Source organism: Pacificibacter maritimus (assembly GCF_003814915.1).
Classification (GTDB): domain Bacteria; phylum Pseudomonadota; class Alphaproteobacteria; order Rhodobacterales; family Rhodobacteraceae; genus Celeribacter; species Celeribacter maritimus.
Genome location: NZ_RKQK01000001.1, coordinates 1,024,843 through 1,044,564, shown reverse-complemented (window position 1 = coordinate 1,044,564; position 19,722 = coordinate 1,024,843). Strand labels below are relative to the sequence as shown.

The following is a 19,722-nucleotide window of genomic DNA, read 5'->3' as shown; positions in this document are numbered from 1 at the left end:
ATGCGATCAATCATAGTCAAAACTGGAAATACAGGAACGGAGAATAACTTTGTGACGCCATGCGCGTCACGGCGAGAACTGTCAGAATTATATAGGCGGTTGCTTTCCACTTTGGGGCCAAACGATCAATGTGCCAAGAGGTAAAGAGAGGCATGAAGCAAAGTACACCAGCGCAGGCCATTAATACGAGTTCAGAGGTTTGGATTTGCCATGCCACATTGGGAGTGATCGCGATGCCATTCAGTCCAATCATGCCACCATACATCGCAAAGGCTGATGACAGATCGGGCGCGCGAAAGACAACCCATCCCAGCACCACGAGTAAAAAGGTCAATGGAAGCGCAATGGTTTTCGGCCACACCGTGTCTTTACCTTTGCCGCCCATAGCGCGCTCAAGCGCCATTATACCGCCGTGCCAAATGCCCCAAATCAGAAATGTCCAATTGGCCCCGTGCCAAAATCCACCCAGCACCATTGTGAGGACAAGATTAACGTAGGTGCGTTTTTTGCCACGCCGATTTCCACCGAGAGGAATGTAGAGATAATCACGCAACCAAGTTGACAGTGAGATGTGCCAGCGTTGCCAGAATTCTGTTATGGATCGGCTGATGTATGGACTGTTAAAATTCTCAATGAACTGAAATCCAATCATTAGCCCCAATCCAATTGCCATTGCAGAGTAGCCCGCAAAATCGAAAAACAATTGAAATGTGTATGCTAAGGCGCCAAGCCAACTTTCAAAGAATGTCGGATTGGGCAGTGCAAAAATACGATCCGCAAGCGGGGAAACACTGTCGGCGATCAAGACCTTCATCGCCAGCCCGAGGAAAAATCGATACACGCCTTTGGTGAATAGTTCCAACGAATGACTGCGCTCGACGAACTGATTTGCAAGGTCTTTGTAACGTAATACGGGGCCTGCAATCAGCTGTGGAAACAGCGCTCCAAAGGCTAAGAAGTCAACAAGTCGCCGCGCGGGTGGGGCGTCTTTGCGATAGACATCTATAACGTAGGAAATTGATTGAAACGTGTGAAATGAAATCCCTATGGGAAGCAACACATCCGCAACGGAAAGGCCGTCTGAGCCCGCAAAGGTGAGAATTCCGTTGGCATTATCCACAAAGAAGTTTGCATATTTGAAATACCCCAAACACAGCAAGTCGCCTGTGACCCCTGTGATCATTGCACGTTTGCGCCAGTGTTGAGTGGGCGCAGTCAGCGCCGCTTTTGCCATATAAAATGAAAAAGCGGACATGATGAAGATAAGCAAGAGGTATTCAACGCGCCACCATCCGTAAAATGCATAGGATGCTGCGAGGATAACGTATGACTTTATGCGCCATGGGCTGACGTAATAGACTGCAAGAAATAGTGGTAAGAATACGAACACGAATATATTGGTCGAAAATATCACAATTCAGAGCTTTCGTTGGCCTCACCCATGAAGCCATGGCTGAATTAATACACTTTTATTTACATGCTCGTGTCTTTCAGTCAACGCATCTCAAATGCGCAATGCTTACCTTAGGGTGATCGTTGGTGCTGAAATGCACCTATTTAGCATAGGCGCTCCAAATGTTTGTTCGGTCATCCTTCCATTTTGAGCGAGATTTTTTCCTAAAATTAGGTCTTAGGTTTTTTTGATCCCCCCAAATGATCCCTCGTTTTGTTTTTGAACTCGGTGGAATGAATTGACATCTATCGCTCAAGCTTGCGCCGAGATGTGGCTGTTATTATCTGGATTGGGTTCTATAATTTTGAATGCCCAAATACCGTACTCGATAAGCAAACCCCCAGCATTTCATACGTCTTCCAAGTGGATACACGAAACGCCGCATGAGTAGAAACATGATGCATCCTAGCCAATCCGCGAAGCTGTCCTAAAAAGGAGGGCCACTTCAGTCTGGCGCGGTGACCTGCCACTGGTCTTGAGCGAAACAAATGCTGAGGGCAGGGGGCTGATGATCTTGGTCGCGTCTACGCCGAACATTGAGCATATGCAGCGTCACGGGTCTGAGCGCGCATGCGAAACCTCACGGGGTGTCGGGATAGCGATGTGCCGTCAAAAGAGGATTTGAAGCTCGCATTGATCCTTATGTCGGAACATCATCTGTTTCCCAAATCTGCGACCTTGTTGAGAACGGACCTGCTGTGCTGATCCGTTCTAGACTTGCACCAAGCGCTACCAGCCATCTTGGTTTTTGAAAGCACAGATGCGCACCAACTCATCGAAGCTTTTTGGCCCCGCAGCAAGAACCGGCGCAGGCTGCGTGATGTGTTCTTTGTCTTGCGGAAAAGGAAGCACTTGTCCCCCAGCTTCTCGGATCAGGCAATAGGCTGCCATGCAATCCCATGCGCTCATGCGTGGTTCGGCATATCCAACCAAACGGCCTGCCGCGACCCAAGCCAGCATCAATGCGCCAGATCCGTAGCGCACCCAAGCACTGCCCGCATCCATGAGATCCGTCAGCAGGTGTCCGACCCGCGCGCTGTCCACACGGTCATTTGCCCCTATGCCCAACAGGCCAGATCGTAGATCACCCGAAGTGGCTGAAATGGGCGTGCCATTCAAGAATGCGCCACCGCCGCGTTCAGCCACAAACACTTCATTCAGCATTGGGGCAAAGATCACACCTAGAGCAGGCCCATCCTTATCACAGCCCCCAATTGAGACACACCAGCCAGGCAGGCCATTCAGATAGGGCGCTGTGCCATCTATCGGATCGATCACCCAAGTAAAATCGGATGTGCCCTCGCTCAGCCCGTGTTCTTCACCCAATTGCGCATCCTCAGGAAAGGCAGCGCGCAGAGCATCACGGATCAAGGTTTCAACAGCACGGTCCGCTTCTGACACCAAATCGGTGATATGGCGTTTTTGTTCGATGATCAGCGCATCACGGTTGTGAAAGTGATCCAATGCCAGTTGGCCTGCAATCTTGGCAATATCTTGGGCGATGGTCAGGCGTTTGCTTGGTGTATAGGTCATTTTGCACCTGCTGGGATAAGGGCAATACCGCGCAGGCGCAGGTCAAGCCGCACGGCTGTCCCTTCTGGCAAGGGTGTATCGCTTTCGTCATCAACGGCAAAAATACGCCCCAAAGGGCCGTCGATTTCATACTCTACATGATCGCCAAGATAGGCCGATGTGGCGATAACCCCCGCGACACCAGAGGTGTTTTCAGTGGATTGACGCACACGCATCGCATTGGCGCGCAAAGACACCCGTACGGGGCCAATTTTTGCGTCGCGCGCAGGCAGCGATAAAATCACCCCCCCAAGATCAACCTCAGCCTGATCGTCTTTCACGCTGATCACCTGCGCATCGACAACATTTGCCTCGCCAATGAAGTCAGCAATAAACTCAGAGGCAGGGGCTTCATACAGGTCTCGCGGCGTGCCGATTTGTTCGACATGGCCATCTTTCATCACCACAATACGGTCAGAAACAGCCAGCGCTTCTTCTTGGTCATGGGTCACATAAACCGCAGTAAATCCCAAACGCTGCTGAAGTTCGCGAATTTCTGTGCGCACGTGGCGTCGCAGGCGCGCATCTAGATTTGACAGCGGTTCATCCAGTAACAAAACCTGTGGTTCAAGCACCAAGGCACGCGCAACGGCCACACGTTGTTGTTGCCCCCCTGACAGCTCGGCAGGCAAACGCTGCCCAAGCCCTTTTAATCCGACCAAAGCCAAGGCATCCTCAGCCGCAGCATGGGATTTTTTTGCAGTCATGCCGCCTGCTTCCAAACCGTAGGCGACGTTTTGAACCACAGTCATATGGGGAAATAAGGCGTAGCTTTGAAAGACCATCGACACATCTCGACGATCCGCAGGAAGTCGGGTGACATCTTGACCCCCGATCAGGATTTGTCCTGCCGTTGGGCTTTCTAGCCCCGCCAGCATGCGTAAAGTTGTCGTTTTCCCGCAGCCTGACGGCCCCAAGAGGGTGACCAATTCACCGGGTTTGATATCTAAACTTAACGCAGGAATGGCGGTGAATTTGCCAAATTCTTTTCGAACATTGCGAAACTCTACAGCGCCATGAAATGAGTTGCTCATACTATTTTTTCCTTATCATGGGCGAATTGGGGGGAGGCTTGGCGGCGAATGCGACGTTCGCCAACCAGCAGTTGGAAACTACCGATGACCGCAATCATCACGAAAATCAGAACCGACGAATATGCGATAGCCACGCCGTATTCTCCATTCTCGACCAGACCGACGATATAGGCTGTTGCCATATTGTATTTCGAGCTGACCAAGAAAATGACGGCTGAAATGGATGTGATCGCGCGCACAAAACTATAGACCAATGCAGCAAGGATCGCGGGCTTCATCAGTGGCAAAATCACTTTGCGCATCGTGCGCGCAGAGCTGGCGCCAAGGGTTAAAGATGCTTCATCCAAGGATGCATCGAGCTGCGCCATAGCCGCAACTCCGCCCCGCACACCAACCGGCATATTGCGAAAGACAAAGCATGCGATCAAGATCACGGCCGTGCCCGTCATCTGTAGGGGGGGCAGGTTGAATGCCATGATGTAGCTGATGCCAATGACCGTTCCAGGAATTGCAAAACTCATCATCAAAGCAAATTCAAACACCGACCGCCCTGGAAAGTTTTGACGCACAATCAACCATGCAGTCAAAAGCCCAACAGCTGCGGTGAGCGGCGCTGCAATCAACGCGATTTTCAGTGTTGTCCAGAAACTGTCCCATGCGACACCGACCATGTTCATGCCGCCATCCCATGTAATCCCAAAGGCGCGGATGTAGTGATCAAAGGTCAATGTATGATCCAAGCCCCAAAGCTTCACGAAGCCGCCGAAAAGAACCATTGTATAAACGCAAAGCGTGAAGGCGCCCCAGAAAATCACAATCGCTGTGACAGGCCAACCAACGCGTTTGGGCAGCTGGGCATGACGCCCTCCATCGCCTTTTCCTGTGACAGTGGCAAAGTTTTTGCCCGACAACCAAAAGCGCTGCAACAAAAAGGCCGATAGGGTGAAGATCAACAGCACAGTTGCTAAAACTGCCGCACGGGACGGGTCGTTTTGCGCGCCGACAACGGCGAAAAATATTTCGGTCGACAAGACGCCACCTGAGCCACCGAGCACCAGCGGATTCCCAAAGTCGGCCATGGATTCAATAAAACCGATCAAGAATGCATTCGCCAGCCCCGGAGCCATGAGAGGCAACGATACCTTTTTGAACGTGCGCCAGCGATCAGATCTTAGCGTCTGACTGGCTTCTTCCATGGAGGGGCTGATGCCTTCGACAACACCGATCAACACCAAAAAGGCGATAGGTGTAAAGCTGAGCATCTGCGCGATCCAAATTCCAGTCAGACCATAAAGCCAGCGGCCAAGTTCCCAACCTGTCAGGGCTTCGATCCAATGGGTGACCATGCCAGAACGCCCCAGCATCATCGTAAGAGCAAGACCCACAACAAAAGGCGGCGTGATGATTGGCAGGACTGTTAAAAGCCGCAATGATTTTTTAAATCTAAATCCTGTGCGCGTGGCCACCAAAGCGAAACACAAGCCCAGCAAAGTGCTGCCAGTTGCGGTGCAAATGGCAAGAAAAAAGGTCCGCCATGCCACACCGCAATTGCCGCCAATGAGACAAGATAAAGACCAGATTTTGGGATCTACTATATTGCTCAGAACGCCTTCACTGGTGAAAGAGCCATCAAAATCTTGAAACGCGCCAATAAACATCGAAGCGAGTGGATAAAAGACAAAAGTGGCCACCAAAAGCACCAGCAAAGTGATAGCGCCAATGACAAAGGCATCCCCTTTTAAGGCGCCACGTTCTGCTTGGCCGAATGCAATCAGCAAAGCAAAAACGACACCGATAACCACGGCCCCCGCACCAAAGGCGGGCTGACCTGCCACATCGCCAAACATGGTTTGCAATTGACCCCAATTCCAACCACGCAGGCCAATGGATAAGCCTTCTATAGACATCCACACCAAGCCCAGTGCGCCGATCCAACTCAGGGCTTTGCCGCGTTGTTCTGGGGGCTGGGTCACGCGTAAATAAAGTGTAGCGCCAAGCAAAATGATAACGGGCCAGAGCTGCAAGCGCCCTGTAAGCGCCTGTACCAATCCTGGCCAAAGGTTATCTGAGCTAATGATATCGGTCAGCCAGTCAAAGCTGAAAAATCCAGACCGAACGCGGTACCAAGGCAGTGCGATAAGCGCAAAAATCCCGGCCGCGAGGATCAAATCGAGCCTGCGGTTATCTTTCATGTGAATTTGCCATTTGATGTAAAGCAGCGTGGCGGGGCATGGCTGTGTAGCCACGCCCCGTATCGAATTATTCTAGTGGCAAGCTGCCGATTTCATCATCCCAGCGAGACAGCAAGGCTTTGCGACGCTCCGATGCTCCGTATTGAGCAAAATCATAATCGATCAGTTTGACTGTCGATAAATCTGGGGCCTCTTTGGGCGCAATCGCACTGGCGTTTGACGGGATTTGATAAGACCCAGCATTTGGCATCAAATTTTGCACCTCTGCGGTGAGCACCCAATCATAAAAGATCTTAGCTTGATCAAGGTTCTGTGCGCCATCTATCACTGACATCGATCCGATCTCATATCCCGTCCCCTCACAAGGGGCGACCACTTCAATCGGGAAGCCAGCAACGGCCTGTGATACCGCGTCATGTTGGAACACAATGCCCAAACCCGTTTCGCCGCGAGCGGCCGATTTTACAGGGGCTGAACCAGATTTGGTATATTGCGAAACGTTAAGGTGCATCTTTTTCAAGAAATCAAAGGCTTCATCTTCCCCCATCAGCTGCACCAAAGTGGCTAATGTTGTGTAAGCCGTGCCTGATGAGTTTGGATCGGCAATCTGGATTTCACCTTTCAAAGCAGGGTCCAATAGATCGGCCCAACATTGCGGTGCACTTACACCTTTCTTTTCCAAGATCTCGCGATTGTACCCCCAGCCCAGAGCGCCAGAATAGACGCCAACGGTGTGATATCCCGACACTTCAGCTTGGCCTTGCGCCCAATCTTGCAGCTGATCCAGCATGGGCGATTTGTATTCGGCGCTTAAACCATCTGTTGCTGCCTGCAAATGGGGGTCGCCCGTGCCGCCCCACCATAAATCGGTTTGGGGATTGCGCGATTCAGCACGGATTTTTGCGAATGCTTCTCCCGATGAGAGTCGCACCATGTTTACATCGATTTCACTGTGACTTTTCTCAAATTCGTTGACCAAAAGTTCGCAGATCACAACATCAGCAGAGCAGATTAGATTCAACTCATCTGCCATCGCGCCTGCGGGCAAAATCGCAGCGCAGCCCAGCAGGGCCAGTTTCAATTTAGTCATATTTTCCTCCCTAACCTCAAATGAGGCGGTGTTTGCACACCTGTGCAATAGGTTGTGAAAAGAATCAGACTTTGTCAATAAAACTATTTCAAAATAGCTTTTATTGGCGTATTTTAAGTATGCAAAGCTGATCGATATATATATTGGGACATCGAAAATGGCACGAACACAGGTGAGCGCAAAAGATGTCGCAGAGCTTGCAGGGGTTTCTCGCGCGGCCGTATCGCGGACTTTCACACCTGGGGCCAGCGTATCCGCAGAAACGCGCGCCAAGGTGCATGCTGCAGCAGATGAATTGGGTTACCATGTCAATCACTTAGCGCGCGGATTGATCACGTCGAACACAGGGATTGTGGCCTTGATTGCCTCAGAAATCGGCACGCCCTACCGATCCAAACTTTTGGCGGCCCTGACCGAACATCTACAGGCCGCAGGCAAAGTGAGCCTTTTAATTAACACAGATCGTTCCGACGAAAGCGTCTCCCAAGCTCTGCGCAAGGCCATTGCCTACCGCACTGATGCGGCCATTGTTTTGTCGGGCATGCCAGACAGTTCACTTGCAGAAACCTGTTTAAGAAATGGAATGCGGCTGGTTTTGATCAATCGCGACGAAGAACGACGCGGCGCAACCCAAATTCGATTAGATGACGAAGCCGCAGGTCGACAAGCCTTTGCGGCCCTGATGGCAGCAGGCTGTACGCGATTGGCTATGGCATCTTCCCTTGCGGGCACACCGAGTTTGGAAAGTCGCGCACGCGGCTTTATGTCCGCCGCACAAGACGCAGGCCAAGATGTGATATTGGAAGTCTCAGGAATGACATCATACCAAACAGGACTTGATGTCGGAACGCGTTTAATGACGCGCGAAAACCGCCCCGATGGTGTGTTTTGTAGCACTGATTTGATTGCGTTTGGCGTCATGGATGCGGCGCGGCGGCGCTTTAAATTAGATGTTCCCAAGGATGTCTGTGTTATCGGATTTGATGACGTTGAAGAGGCCAGCTGGGAAAGTTATGACCTGACCACCTTTCGTCAGCCCCTGCGCGAAATTGCCAAGGCAGCAATCGAAAGCCTGTCACACCCCTCAGATGATGCCCCAAGGGCCGTTTCCCTTAAGTCGCGTCTGATTTGGCGTGGAAGCATTCGCGGATAGATGTGATCCTTCCAGCAGGCATACCGTGGCGCGGTATGTGCCGTGTCGGTTTACGGTCATCTGTTGCGCCCCCCTGATAGGTCTGCCGTTCCTTGACGCTCGCATCAGACACAAAATGCCATTCCAAATTAATCACGCGCACAGCTGTCGAGAATCAGGGGAGGGGCTGCGCGGGCGCGACATGGCGCAGTCGAGGTGTTGCCCTGTGCTTTTTAGCAGCACTCTATGGTGTCAAAGGGGATGAATGCGTTGCCAGTTGCGAAAACCTAAGCTTTAGTTGAGAATCGTTCGCAACTACTTGACAGGCCGCAAAAACTTGCATCTACACAAGGCAACTGATGTTCATGGAGGACGCAATGTCTACATTTACGCGCTTTAAAACCTGTATAGGCCTTTCAACAGGATTGATGGCTTTACAGGCTTTGCCCACGGTAGCCGCCGAAGATAAATTGAAGGTCGTCACGACATTTACCGTTTTGGCCGAGATGGCACAGAATGTGGCAGGAGAGGCGGCAGAGGTTGTTTCTATCACCAAGCCAGGCGCAGAAATCCACGGCTATGATCCCACACCGCGCGATATCGTGCGCGCCCTAGATGCGGATTTGATTTTGTGGAACGGGTTGAATTTAGAGCTGTGGTTCGAACAGTTTTTGTCCAACCTTGGAGATATTCCATCTGCAACGCTATCTGTCGGGATAGATCCTATTTCGATTGCCGCAGGCAGCTATGAAGGCAAGGCCAATCCCCACGCTTGGATGGGGTTGGAGTCTGCGATGGTCTATATCACCAATATCGAGGCGGCTTTAAGCAAAGCTGATCCTGAGAACGCGCAGATCTATGCTGATAATGCAGCACAGTACAAAGACGAAATTCGCGCGACGATCGAACCTTTGCGGTCCAAACTGTCTGAATTGCCCGAAGACAAACGCTGGCTGGTGACCTGTGAGGGGGCATTTAGCTATTTCGCGCGTGATTTTGGTCTCAAGGAACTGTATCTATGGCCGATGAATGCGGATCAAACGGGCACACCTCAACAGGTGCGCAGTGTCATAGATGGGGTGCGCGACAATGATATTCCCGTGGTGTTCTGCGAAAGCACTGTAAACACATCGCCTGCGAAACAGGTGGCGCGTGAAACAGGGGCACGCTACGGTGGCGCACTTTACGTGGACAGCCTCAGCACATCCGATGGCCCTGTGCCAACCTATTTGGATTTATTGCGTGTCACGGCTGAAACCGTGGTTGACGGGTTGACCAAAGATCCCAAATAGTCTTCTAAGCCTCGCCTTTTTAAGGATATCTTTGTGACGCAAGCTTTAGCCCATCCCCAAACGACGCAAGACAGCGGCATCATGGCGCATGATGTCACAGTGACCTATCGTAACGGCCATATGGCACTGCACAAAGCCAGTTTTGAAATCCCCCGCGGGACGATCACTGCTTTGGTGGGGGTGAATGGTGCGGGCAAATCAACCCTGTTCAAAGCGATCATGGGGTTTGTGCCTGCGTCCCAAGGCGATATTCGCCTATTGGGGAAATCTGTCAAACAAGCCCTGCGTGAAAATCTGGTGGCTTATGTGCCCCAAGCGGAAGACGTCGATTGGGCTTTCCCTGTCTTGGTGGAAGATGTGGTCATGATGGGCCGCTATGGTAAAATGGGGTTTTTCCGTCGTGCCAAAGCCGCAGATCATGCGGCTGTTGATCAGGCCTTGGCGCGTGTGAATATGCAAGATTTCCGCAAACGCCAAATCGGGGAACTGTCAGGCGGACAACGCAAGCGCGTGTTTCTTGCGCGTGCCTTGGCCCAAGACGGTCAGGTGATTTTGTTAGACGAACCTTTCACGGGCGTGGATGTGAAAACCGAAGAACAGATCATCGCGCTCTTGCGTGAATTGCGCGACGAGGGGCGCGTGATGTTGGTTTCGACCCATAATCTGGGGTCCGTGCCGCATTTTTGTGATCGTACGGTTTTGGTCAAAGGCACTGTGCTGGGCTATGGTTTAACCGAAGATGTGTTTACCCATGACAATCTGGAGCGCGCCTTTGGTGGTGTCTTGCGCCATTTCACCCTAGGGGGTGACGAATTGCACGATGATGATGACGCCCGTGAAGTACGGATCATTTCTGATGATGAACGCCCTTTCGTTATGTATGGGGCCAAGCGCGCTGAGCAAGAGGATGCGGAGAGAGCGGGGGCAGCACCTAATGTGACCCCATCACGTGGCGCAGTAAAAGAAGACGCCTCATGATCGATCTTCTGCTGGAACCGTTTTCGTATCGTTACATGTTTACCGCCATGTGGGTTTCTGCGCTCGTTGGCGGCGTGTGCGCATTTTTGTCGGCCTATTTGATGCTGAAAGGCTGGTCTTTGATTGGCGATGCGCTGAGCCATTCGGTGGTGCCCGGCGTTGCTGGTGCTTACATGCTGGGGCTTCCGTTTGCGCTGGGCGCATTCATCGCTGGCGGGTTGGCTGCAGGCGCGATGTTGTTTCTGTCAGAACGCTCAGGTCTGAAAATTGACGTGATTATCGGCATCATCTTTACATCATTCTTTGGCCTCGGCCTGTTCATGGTGTCCCTCTCGCCAATGTCCGTGAGCATCCAAACGATCATCATGGGCAATATTTTGGCCATCACGCCAGAAGACACCTTGCAATTGGTGATCATTGGCCTTGTGTGTTTGGTGGTGCTTTTGACAAAATGGAAAGACCTTATGGTGGTGTTTTTCGATGAAACCCACGCGCGGTCGATCGGCTTGCGTCCAGAGCTGTTAAAGGCCATCTTTTTCATGCTTCTTTCTGCATCAATTGTCGCTGCAATGATGACGGTGGGGGCGTTTTTGGTGATCGCTTTGGTCGTGACACCAGGCGCCACGGCCTATTTGCTATGCGACCGTTTTGAACGCTTGCTGATCGTGAGTGTCGTCATCGGCGCTATGACCTGTTTTGTCGGCGCTTATGCCAGTTACTTTTTGGATGGGGCGACGGGCGGTATCATCGTGGTTCTTCAAACCGCGTTGTTCCTATTGGCCTTTGTGTTTGCTCCGAAACACGGCGTTATAGCAAGCAAACGCATAGCGCGTTTGGCTGCTCAATCGCAGGTTTTGGATGCGGGTGAAAAGACATGACTGTTTTAGAGATTGTGCTGCAACCGTTCCAATTTGGCTTTATGCAAAATGCCTTTTGGATCATCCTTTTGATCGCACCTCCTACAGCGATTTTATCGTGTTTCTTGGTGCTCAAAGGTTGGGCTTTGATGGGCGATGCGGTCAGCCATGCGACGCTCCCTGGCATTGTCTTGGCGTGGATTTTTGGGCTGCCACTCATCCTTGGCGCATTCATTGCGGGTATGACCTGCGCCGTGGCAACTGGGTATTTATCGGATCATAGTCGGGTGAAAAAAGACACTGTGATGGGGGTTGTTTTTGCGGGGATGTTCGGGCTGGGCATCATCTTATACACCTCGATCACCACAAACGAACATTTGGATCACATCCTATTCGGCAATATGTTGGGGGTTGGCGCGCAAGACTTGTGGACCGCAGGGCTGATTGGCCTTTTGGTCACGGCTGTCATGCTGTTGAAGTGGAAAGACCTTTTGCTGCACGCTTTCGACCCCGCGCAAGCGCAGGCGTCGGGTTTGAACACTCATATTTTGCATTACGGTCTGCTGACAGCATTGTCACTGATCATCGTTGCCACCCTCAGCGCAGTCGGATTGATCTTGGCTGTGGCGCTTTTGGTAACACCGGGCGCTATTGCTTTTTTGATTGCGCGGCGTTTTGCTCAGATGATGGTGGTCGCAATGCTGGCCTGCACATTTTCGATGGGCGCTGGCGTCTATGCCAGTTTTTATCTTGATAGTGCGCCTGCGCCAACCATCGTCTTGATCCTGACAGTGGTGTTCCTTGTGGCCTTTGTGCGCCGTTTGCAGATCACGCGAAGGCATTCTCGATTGGCGGCTCAAGCGCCTTCATAGGGACGCCCGCTGTGCAAAAGTTTACCAAACCGCAGTGAAACCTTCATATGTTCGTCATGCGGACTGCCTAGTGAATGCATAACATTAGGTGTCTGCATTGGGCTGTATCATGGTTGAAATTAACCCTCTTTCTTTCGTTCTGGACTGCCTCCTCGGGCGGCAAAATTTTCGCACACAATGGGTTGAACCGCCTGTTGGGCCCGCCACACGTGCGAAAAAACCGTTAAAGTCGCAATCTTCCAAGGTTGTGTGTTCAGGGTCTTGTGTTGGCTGCCCACGATTGACTGCGGCTGCGCTAAAGCTCGACTAGATCTCGGCACATTTTGCCCTTGTATCTGGTGCGCGTTGGCGTGAACATGGATGCATGAAAAAGTCTTTTTGGAATGTGAAAACCCCATTTTTTAAACCCGTGTGGCGCAGAGCTTTGGCCTGTGTGGTGTGTTTGATTTGGGCAGGCGTTGAACTGAGCTACGGCAACAAAACCTTTGGGGCCTTGTTTTTGGCCGCGGGCGGATATTTGGTGCATCAGTTCTTTATTGTTTATAATCCCGCCGATTACACCCAGCCCCCGCCTGATGCTTAGTTCTTTCTATTTTAGGGCATGGTTTGGGGGCGTTCTGCATCTCAAGTCGATTTGACGCTGGCCATATAAGTGAGTCGGCATTTTAATAAAATTTTCTACAAATTTGATGCAAAGGGGCAACATCTCAGGGTGGCGCCGTTTTAAACACACAAACAGTCCTCAACTCAGGGCGCAAAATAGCTATTTTAAAGCTTTGAAAACAAATATATAAAATCACAATACTGTGGAAATGAACTTATCGGTTTGCGCTGGTGGCAAAAACAAAAGATCATAGCGAAAGTCCAAGATTTCAGGCGCTCTTGCAGCTCCTCGATGGTCTTACTAAGACTCGAGTAACACTTCCACGCTAACCATCAAGAAGACAGATAAGAGGCAGGGACCGATGAAAGACCCAATTGATACATACATGAACACGCTTGTGCCTATGGTGGTTGAGCAAACCAGCCGCGGCGAACGTGCTTTCGATATTTTTTCTCGCCTGCTCAAAGAGCGGATTATTTTCCTAAACGGCCCAGTACATGATGGCATGTCCTCATTGATCTGTGCGCAGCTTTTGTTCTTGGAAGCGGAAAACCCAACAAAAGAAATTTCCATGTATATCAATAGCCCAGGCGGTGTTGTTACCTCTGGTCTGTCGATCTACGACACCATGCAATACATCCGTCCAAAAGTATCGACTTTGGTGATGGGGCAGGCGGCCTCTATGGGGTCGTTGCTGTTGACTGCTGGCGAAAAAGGGATGCGTTTCTCACTGCCCAATTCGCGCGTCATGGTGCACCAGCCGTCTGGCGGTTACCAAGGGCAAGCGACGGACATCATGATTCATGCCCAAGAAACTCAAAAGCTCAAAGATCGTTTGAACGAAATCTACGTCAAGCACACGGGTCAAAAGATGAAAGCCATCGTTGATGCGCTTGAGCGCGACAACTTTATGTCACCTCAAGATGCCAAAGACTTTGGTCTGATTGATGACATCGTAGAAACACGCGCTGCTGTCGAAGCTGGCGCATAACATGATGCATACCTGCTTTGACTGCGCGTCTGAGTGGGATTTTGGCATTGTGCCTGCAAAAACGCTGTCCTACACTCGATGAAAGGACAGATTGGTTGGCCCACGCTGGGCCAACTACACGAAATTAAAAGGCGATCAGCCTTAGGGGATTGTAATGTCGAACTCGTCCAGCGGTGACAGCAAAAATACGCTCTATTGTTCTTTTTGTGGCAAGAGCCAACATGAAGTGCGCAAGCTCATCGCGGGCCCAACAGTTTTCATCTGTGATGAATGTGTTGAGCTTTGCATGGATATCATTCGCGAAGAAACCAAATCTACGGGTCTTAAATCTTCCGAAGGCGTTCCGTCTCCAAAAGATATCTGTAATGTGCTCGATGATTATGTGATTGGCCAAGCAACCGCGAAACGCGTTTTGTCGGTGGCTGTGCACAATCACTACAAACGTTTGAACCATGCCAATAGCGGCGCTGGTGATATCGAATTGTCCAAGTCTAATATCTTGCTGATGGGGCCAACAGGTTGTGGTAAAACCTTGCTTGCTCAAACCCTTGCACGAATTTTGGATGTGCCATTCACAATGGCTGATGCGACAACTTTGACGGAAGCTGGCTATGTGGGCGAGGATGTTGAAAATATCATCCTTAAATTGCTACAAGCCTCTGAATATAACGTCGAACGCGCGCAGCGCGGTATCGTTTACATCGATGAAGTTGATAAAATCACCCGCAAATCTGATAATCCCTCCATCACACGAGATGTGTCTGGCGAGGGCGTTCAGCAGGCCTTGTTGAAAATCATGGAAGGCACCGTTGCATCCGTGCCTCCGCAAGGGGGGCGAAAGCATCCTCAGCAGGAATTCTTGCAGGTTGATACAACCAATATCTTGTTTATCTGCGGCGGTGCATTTGCGGGGCTTGATCGCATTATCGCGCAGCGCGGCAAAGGCACATCCATTGGTTTCGGTGCAGATGTAAAAGATGCCGAAGCGCGCGGTGTCGGTGAATTGTTCAGCGAACTTGAACCAGAAGATCTGCTAAAATTTGGTCTTATCCCCGAATTTGTTGGCCGCCTGCCTGTTTTGGCGACTTTGGAAGATCTGGACGAAGATGCCCTGATCACCATTCTGTCTGAGCCTAAAAACGCTCTGGTGAAACAGTACCAACGTTTGTTCGAACTGGAAAAAGCCAAACTCACTTTCACCGAGGAAGCTTTGTCGGCCATCGCGAAACGAGCGATCGAACGCAAAACAGGGGCGCGTGGTTTGCGCTCCATCTTGGAAGACATCTTACTTGACACCATGTTTGAACTGCCAGGCATGGAAAATGTCACCGAAGTTGTGGTGAACGAAGAGGCTGTAACAACAGATGCGCAACCTTTGATGATCTATTCAGAAGCCGATGCAAAAGAAGCCAGCGCTGGCTAATCTGCACGCTTGAGAAATTCTACCGTACTCCCAGCGTCGCCGTTGGGAGTACGTGTTTCTAAATAAGACTATGACTGATGTTGGCGAATGTTTGTGCGACAACACGCTGCAAGGGTGCCATTGCGCTGGACCTTAACGCAACAATGGTTCATAGAATGAGCAACACAACTCGAAAGGCTTACCCATGGGCATCGTGAACTCAGCTCTGCGTGCGCTCGTCTGGTGGAATGATCAGACGCTAGGCACCCAACTTTTCACATGGCGCAACGGCATCAAGGTTGGTGACGATGCGCAAGGCAATATTTATTATCGCAATAAAGACGACAGCAAACGCTGGGTGATCTATAATGGCGAGATCGAAGCATCCCGTGTGAGCCCTGACTGGCACGGCTGGCTACATCAAACGTTTGATGAAGCGCCTGGCACAACGCCGCTAGAGCACAAAGCATGGGAAAAACCGCATGCTGACAACCCAACGGGCACCATTGCGGCCTATGCGCCTGCGGGCTCAATTCGTCGCGCGCAGCCTGCGGAGCGTCGTGACTACGAGGCATGGCAGCCAGAATAAATGTCTGAAAACACGACAGAAGTTATCGTTGGCGCAGGTGTATTGGCGCTTGCACTTGGGTTCTTGCTCTATGCGGGGCAGGTGACTGGGTTTTCCAATGGCACCAATGATAGATATACATTGACCGCGTCATTCCGATCAGCAGAAGGCGTCGGCGTGGGAACGGATGTGCGCCTAGCTGGTGTCAAAGTCGGCGCGATCACTGATATGGGGCTTAATCGCGACAGCTTTCGAGCTGAGGCGGTTCTATCCTTGGATAAAGACATCCTTTTGCCTGATGATACCGCGGCTTTGATCGCATCAGAAGGCCTGCTGGGGGGCAACTTTATTGAACTTGTCCCCGGTGGTTCCGCATTCAATTTCGAAGATGGCCAAGTTATCGCAGACACTCAAGGCTCTGTCAGCTTGATCAATCTTCTGTTGAAATTCGTGACAGCGAGCGGAGGTTCCGAATGAAGCTTGGGCCCTTTATCTGCGCGGCAATCCTGTTTGGCACCCTGTCTGCCGCAGCGCAAGACAATGGTCTAGGGGACGACTTTCAAACGGGCATAGATGACATTCTTGTTGAGCCGCTCGATGAAAGTGGGATTGGTTTTGGCGGTGATGGGTTGTCCTTGGAAGACTTGCAAAACTTTCCTGGTTCAGGATTTCAGCAAGAATTGAAAGACATCACCACAGAAACACAAGTCCCTGTGTCCAGCGCTTCAGGTGCAAACCTGCGTGCGCTTGATAAACTGACTGGCGAAGTTCAAGATTTAACAGTTGTATCAGGTCAACCTGTTGTTTTCGGGCGTATTTCTGTTCTTTTGGGCGACTGCCGTTATCCTAAAGACAATAGATCTGGTGACGCCTTTGCCTATCTCATTGTGCACGCCCAAGGCATTGAAGATCCCGTTTTTTCTGGCTGGATGGTTGCATCAAGCCCAGCATTGAATGCGATGGATCATGCGCGCTATGATATTTGGCCTCTGACCTGCAATATATCTTGAGCAGTCACTGGGGCGCTTAGGTCGGTAAAATCGGCGCGCGTTTCAAGTGCTTTGTCTAAGAGGTGATGATACTCCGCACGCGGGATTTCAATCGCGCCCAATGAGGCAAGATGCGGCGTAATGAACTGTGTGTCAAAGAGAGTAAAGCCAGTTCTGCGCAATCGTGCCACGGTATAGGCGAGGGCCACTTTCGACGCATTTTTCCGTCTCGAAAACATGCTTTCACCGAAAAACGCGGTACCAAGCGTCAGACCGTAGACGCCACCAACCAAGTCGTTATCTTGAAACACCTCAATCGAGTGGCAGAATCCTGCTGCGTGAAGTTGGCGATAGAGATTAAAGATCGTGTCGTTAATCCATGTTTCTGGTCGGTCAGCACAGCCTTCGACAACCGCATCAAAACAGGTGTTTATTCGTATGTCGAAACACTCACTGCGGATAACTTTGGCCAAGCTGCGCGAAATGTGAAACTGGTCCAATGGAAAAATTCCACGATCTGTCGGATCAACCCAAAAGACCTCTGGGTCATCTTGGTGCTCAGACATTGGAAAGACCCCATTGGCATAGGCATTTAGCATCATTTGTGGCGTAAGTTCTGTATGGTCCATAGGGATGTATCACATGGGGGTTGCACAAAGCTGGGGGGCCAAAGAAAAGGCCGCCCGAAGGCGGCCTAATTTCGGGTCTGTACGGGCTTAGCCTAGGTTTGCTTCAAGCCATTTTTCCAACCAGTGAATGTTGTAGTCACCTGTTTGGACGTCTTTTTCCTGCAACAACATGTTGAACAACGGCACCGTGGTCTCGATACCATCTACGATCAGTTCGCCCAAAGCACGCTGCAAACGAGCCAAGGCTTCTGGGCGATCACGACCATGTACAATCAGTTTTCCGATCAAGCTGTCGTAGTAGGGCGGGATCGAATAGCCATCGTACAAAGCACTGTCCATACGCACACCAAGACCACCTGGCGCGTGATATTGCGTGATCCGACCAGGGCAGGGTGAAAAGTTCGGTAATTTTTCAGCGTTAATTCGAACTTCGATCGCATGGCCGTTGACCTTAAGCTCGTCTTGCGTGAACGACAGCTTTTGACCTGATGCAACAAGGATTTGTTCACGCACAAGATCTTGACCGAAAATTGCTTCGGTTACAGGGTGTTCCACCTGCAAACGTGTGTTCATTTCGATGAAAAAGAACTCGCCGTCTTCATACAAAAATTCAACGGTGCCCGCGCCTTTATAGCCCATTTCTGCAATCGCATTGGCACAGATGCCACCGATGCGCGCGCGTTCTTCAGCGGAGATGCTGGGGCCTGGTGCTTCTTCGAAAACCTTTTGGTGGCGGCGCTGCAAAGAACAATCGCGTTCGCCCAAATGCACACCACCGCCTTGGCCATCGCCAAAGACTTGCACTTCGATGTGGCGTGGTTTCTGGAGATATTTCTCCATATACACTTCATCATTGCCAAAGTTGGACTTGGCTTCAGAGCGCGCAGTGCGGAAAGAGGTTTCCAATTCGCTCTCGTTCAGCGCAACTTTCATGCCGCGCCCACCACCACCAGCTGTGGCCTTGATGATCACAGGGTAACCCATGTCTGCCGCAGCTTTTTTAGCCGCAGCCACATCTGGTACGCCACCGTCTGAGCCAGGCACAATCGGGATACCCAATCTTTGCGCTGTCTCTTTGGCGGTGATCTTGTCCCCCATCTGACGGATATGTTCCGCAGATGGTCCAATGAATGTGAGGCCGTGATCTTCAACGATCTGCACAAAGGCCGCGTTTTCAGACAAGAACCCATAGCCAGGATGGATCGCTTGCGCGCCAGTTACTTCACATGCCGCGATAATCGCAGGGAAGTTAAGGTATGAATCCGTTGATGAATTCGGGCCAATACAAACGGCTTCATCGGCCATACGCACGTGCATCGCATCTGCATCGGCTGTCGAATGTACCGCAACAGACTGAATGCCCATTTCACGGCAGGCGCGAATAACGCGCAGTGCAATTTCGCCGCGATTGGCGATGAGGATTTTATCGAACATGTGGGCGCCCACCTATTCGATGATCATCAAAGGTGCGCCGAATTCGACTGGCGTGCCGTCATCAACAAGAACGCGCTTTACTGTGCCAGATTTTGGCGCAGGAATGTGGTTCATTGTTTTCATCGCTTCGATGATCATCAATGTTTGACCTTCGGATACTTTGTCGCCGATTTGAACAAACGCGGGTGCGCCTGGTTCTGCGGATAGATACGCGGTGCCCACCATTGGGGATGGAACTGCGTTTGGATCATTTGCGGGATCGGCTGCTGGTGCAGTTGTTGCCGCTGCCGCAGGTGTAGAGGCTGGCGCAGATGCTGCGGGTGCTGCTGGCGCTGCAACTGATTGAACAACTTGCTGAACAGGTGCTTGGCGGCTTACGCGGACATTCAAGCTGTCAGCTTCACCGTATTCGCGCATGACTTCGATTTCAGTCAGGTCATTTGCGTCCAGTAATTCAGCAAGTGCCTGAATGAAGTTCACGTCAGAATCGTTTTTCTTGGTCATATGTTTCAACCCAATTATTGCCGCCCGTTTGCACGGACTGTTTCCTCAACTTTTGATGCTTATACGGCACGTGACAGCGCGTGAAAACCCGATAATATTCGGTTGGACGCACAGTTCATGACCTGTTGT

At 51.1% G+C, this 19,722-nt stretch carries 19 protein-coding genes; 11 read left to right on the top strand and 8 right to left on the bottom strand.

Annotated elements, in window-relative coordinates:
• Positions 1-16 precede the first annotated feature (16 nt).
• The 5 genes from EDD53_RS04820 to EDD53_RS04800 all read right to left on the bottom strand — a co-directional run bounded on the left by EDD53_RS04820 (position 17) and on the right by EDD53_RS04800 (position 7,341).
• Complete coding sequence (locus EDD53_RS04820) at positions 17-1,255, bottom strand: MBOAT family O-acyltransferase (protein WP_246002210.1); 1,239 nt, start codon at positions 1,253-1,255, stop codon at positions 17-19.
• A gap of 927 nt (positions 1,256-2,182) precedes the next feature.
• Positions 2,183-2,986 (bottom strand): inositol monophosphatase family protein, encoded by an 804-nt coding sequence (locus EDD53_RS04815; protein WP_123792034.1) that lies wholly within the window; start codon positions 2,984-2,986, stop codon positions 2,183-2,185.
• Complete coding sequence (locus EDD53_RS04810; RefSeq protein ID WP_123792033.1) at positions 2,983-4,059, bottom strand: ABC transporter ATP-binding protein; 1,077 nt, start codon at positions 4,057-4,059, stop codon at positions 2,983-2,985. Before EDD53_RS04810 ends, EDD53_RS04815 begins: the two co-directional genes overlap by 4 nt.
• A complete protein-coding gene (locus EDD53_RS04805) occupies positions 4,056-6,251 on the bottom strand; it encodes an ABC transporter permease (RefSeq protein ID WP_123792032.1) in 2,196 nt (731 codons plus the stop codon). Before EDD53_RS04805 ends, EDD53_RS04810 begins: the two co-directional genes overlap by 4 nt.
• Before the next feature lie 67 nt (positions 6,252-6,318).
• Positions 6,319-7,341, bottom strand: coding sequence for an ABC transporter substrate-binding protein (locus EDD53_RS04800; RefSeq protein ID WP_123792031.1), 1,023 nt, complete (start codon positions 7,339-7,341; stop codon positions 6,319-6,321).
• Between the two features lie 157 nt (positions 7,342-7,498).
• On the opposite strand from EDD53_RS04800, the gene EDD53_RS04795 reads away from it, so the two are divergent.
• The 11 genes from EDD53_RS04795 (at position 7,499) to EDD53_RS04745 (ending at position 17,047) form a co-directional block, all read left to right on the top strand.
• Positions 7,499-8,494, top strand: coding sequence for a LacI family DNA-binding transcriptional regulator (locus EDD53_RS04795; RefSeq protein ID WP_123792030.1), 996 nt, complete (start codon positions 7,499-7,501; stop codon positions 8,492-8,494).
• A 407-nt stretch (positions 8,495-8,901) separates the two neighbouring features.
• Positions 8,902-9,765, top strand: coding sequence for a metal ABC transporter substrate-binding protein (locus EDD53_RS04790; protein ID WP_246002250.1), 864 nt, complete (start codon positions 8,902-8,904; stop codon positions 9,763-9,765).
• A 33-nt stretch (positions 9,766-9,798) separates the two neighbouring features.
• Positions 9,799-10,743, top strand: a complete 945-nt coding sequence (locus EDD53_RS04785; RefSeq protein WP_281277934.1) for a manganese/iron ABC transporter ATP-binding protein — start codon at positions 9,799-9,801, stop codon at positions 10,741-10,743.
• On the top strand, positions 10,740-11,621 hold the full coding sequence (locus EDD53_RS04780; RefSeq protein ID WP_123792028.1) for a metal ABC transporter permease: 882 nt from the start codon (positions 10,740-10,742) through the stop codon (positions 11,619-11,621). The genes EDD53_RS04785 and EDD53_RS04780 overlap by 4 nt, the downstream gene beginning before the upstream one ends.
• A complete protein-coding gene (locus EDD53_RS04775; protein ID WP_123792027.1) occupies positions 11,618-12,472 on the top strand; it encodes a metal ABC transporter permease in 855 nt (284 codons plus the stop codon). Before EDD53_RS04780 ends, EDD53_RS04775 begins: the two co-directional genes overlap by 4 nt.
• A 364-nt stretch (positions 12,473-12,836) precedes the next feature.
• The gene (locus EDD53_RS04770) at positions 12,837-13,055 is read left to right on the top strand and encodes a DUF3329 domain-containing protein (RefSeq protein WP_123792026.1); all 219 of its coding nucleotides are present in this window, start codon (positions 12,837-12,839) and stop codon (positions 13,053-13,055) included.
• Positions 13,056-13,437: 382 nt separating this feature from the next.
• Positions 13,438-14,067 (top strand): ATP-dependent Clp protease proteolytic subunit, encoded by a 630-nt coding sequence (locus EDD53_RS04765; protein WP_123792025.1) that lies wholly within the window; start codon positions 13,438-13,440, stop codon positions 14,065-14,067.
• Positions 14,068-14,221: 154 nt separating this feature from the next.
• The gene (gene clpX, locus EDD53_RS04760; protein ID WP_123792024.1) at positions 14,222-15,490 is read left to right on the top strand and encodes an ATP-dependent Clp protease ATP-binding subunit ClpX; all 1,269 of its coding nucleotides are present in this window, start codon (positions 14,222-14,224) and stop codon (positions 15,488-15,490) included.
• Between the two features lie 184 nt (positions 15,491-15,674).
• A complete protein-coding gene (locus tag EDD53_RS04755; RefSeq protein WP_123792023.1) occupies positions 15,675-16,058 on the top strand; it encodes an NADH:ubiquinone oxidoreductase subunit NDUFA12 in 384 nt (127 codons plus the stop codon).
• Positions 16,059-16,514 carry an outer membrane lipid asymmetry maintenance protein MlaD gene (gene mlaD, locus EDD53_RS04750; protein WP_123792022.1) on the top strand — a complete coding sequence of 152 codons (456 nt, stop codon included), beginning with the start codon at positions 16,059-16,061 and terminating at the stop codon, positions 16,512-16,514.
• Positions 16,511-17,047 (top strand): DUF2155 domain-containing protein, encoded by a 537-nt coding sequence (locus EDD53_RS04745; protein ID WP_123792021.1) that lies wholly within the window; start codon positions 16,511-16,513, stop codon positions 17,045-17,047. The genes mlaD and EDD53_RS04745 overlap by 4 nt, the downstream gene beginning before the upstream one ends.
• Here the strand turns inward: EDD53_RS04745 and aat are convergent.
• The 3 genes from aat to accB form a co-directional block, all read right to left on the bottom strand.
• Entirely contained in the window at positions 17,011-17,655 is a 645-nt protein-coding gene (gene aat, locus EDD53_RS04740) for a leucyl/phenylalanyl-tRNA--protein transferase (RefSeq protein WP_123792020.1), read from the bottom strand. The two genes, EDD53_RS04745 and aat, sit on opposite strands and share 37 nt — an antisense overlap.
• 87 nt (positions 17,656-17,742) lie before the next feature.
• The gene (gene accC / locus EDD53_RS04735; RefSeq protein WP_123792019.1) at positions 17,743-19,089 is read right to left on the bottom strand and encodes an acetyl-CoA carboxylase biotin carboxylase subunit; all 1,347 of its coding nucleotides are present in this window, start codon (positions 19,087-19,089) and stop codon (positions 17,743-17,745) included.
• Positions 19,090-19,101: 12 nt separating this feature from the next.
• Positions 19,102-19,593 (bottom strand): acetyl-CoA carboxylase biotin carboxyl carrier protein, encoded by a 492-nt coding sequence (accB, locus tag EDD53_RS04730; protein WP_123792018.1) that lies wholly within the window; start codon positions 19,591-19,593, stop codon positions 19,102-19,104.
• Positions 19,594-19,722 lie beyond the last annotated feature (129 nt).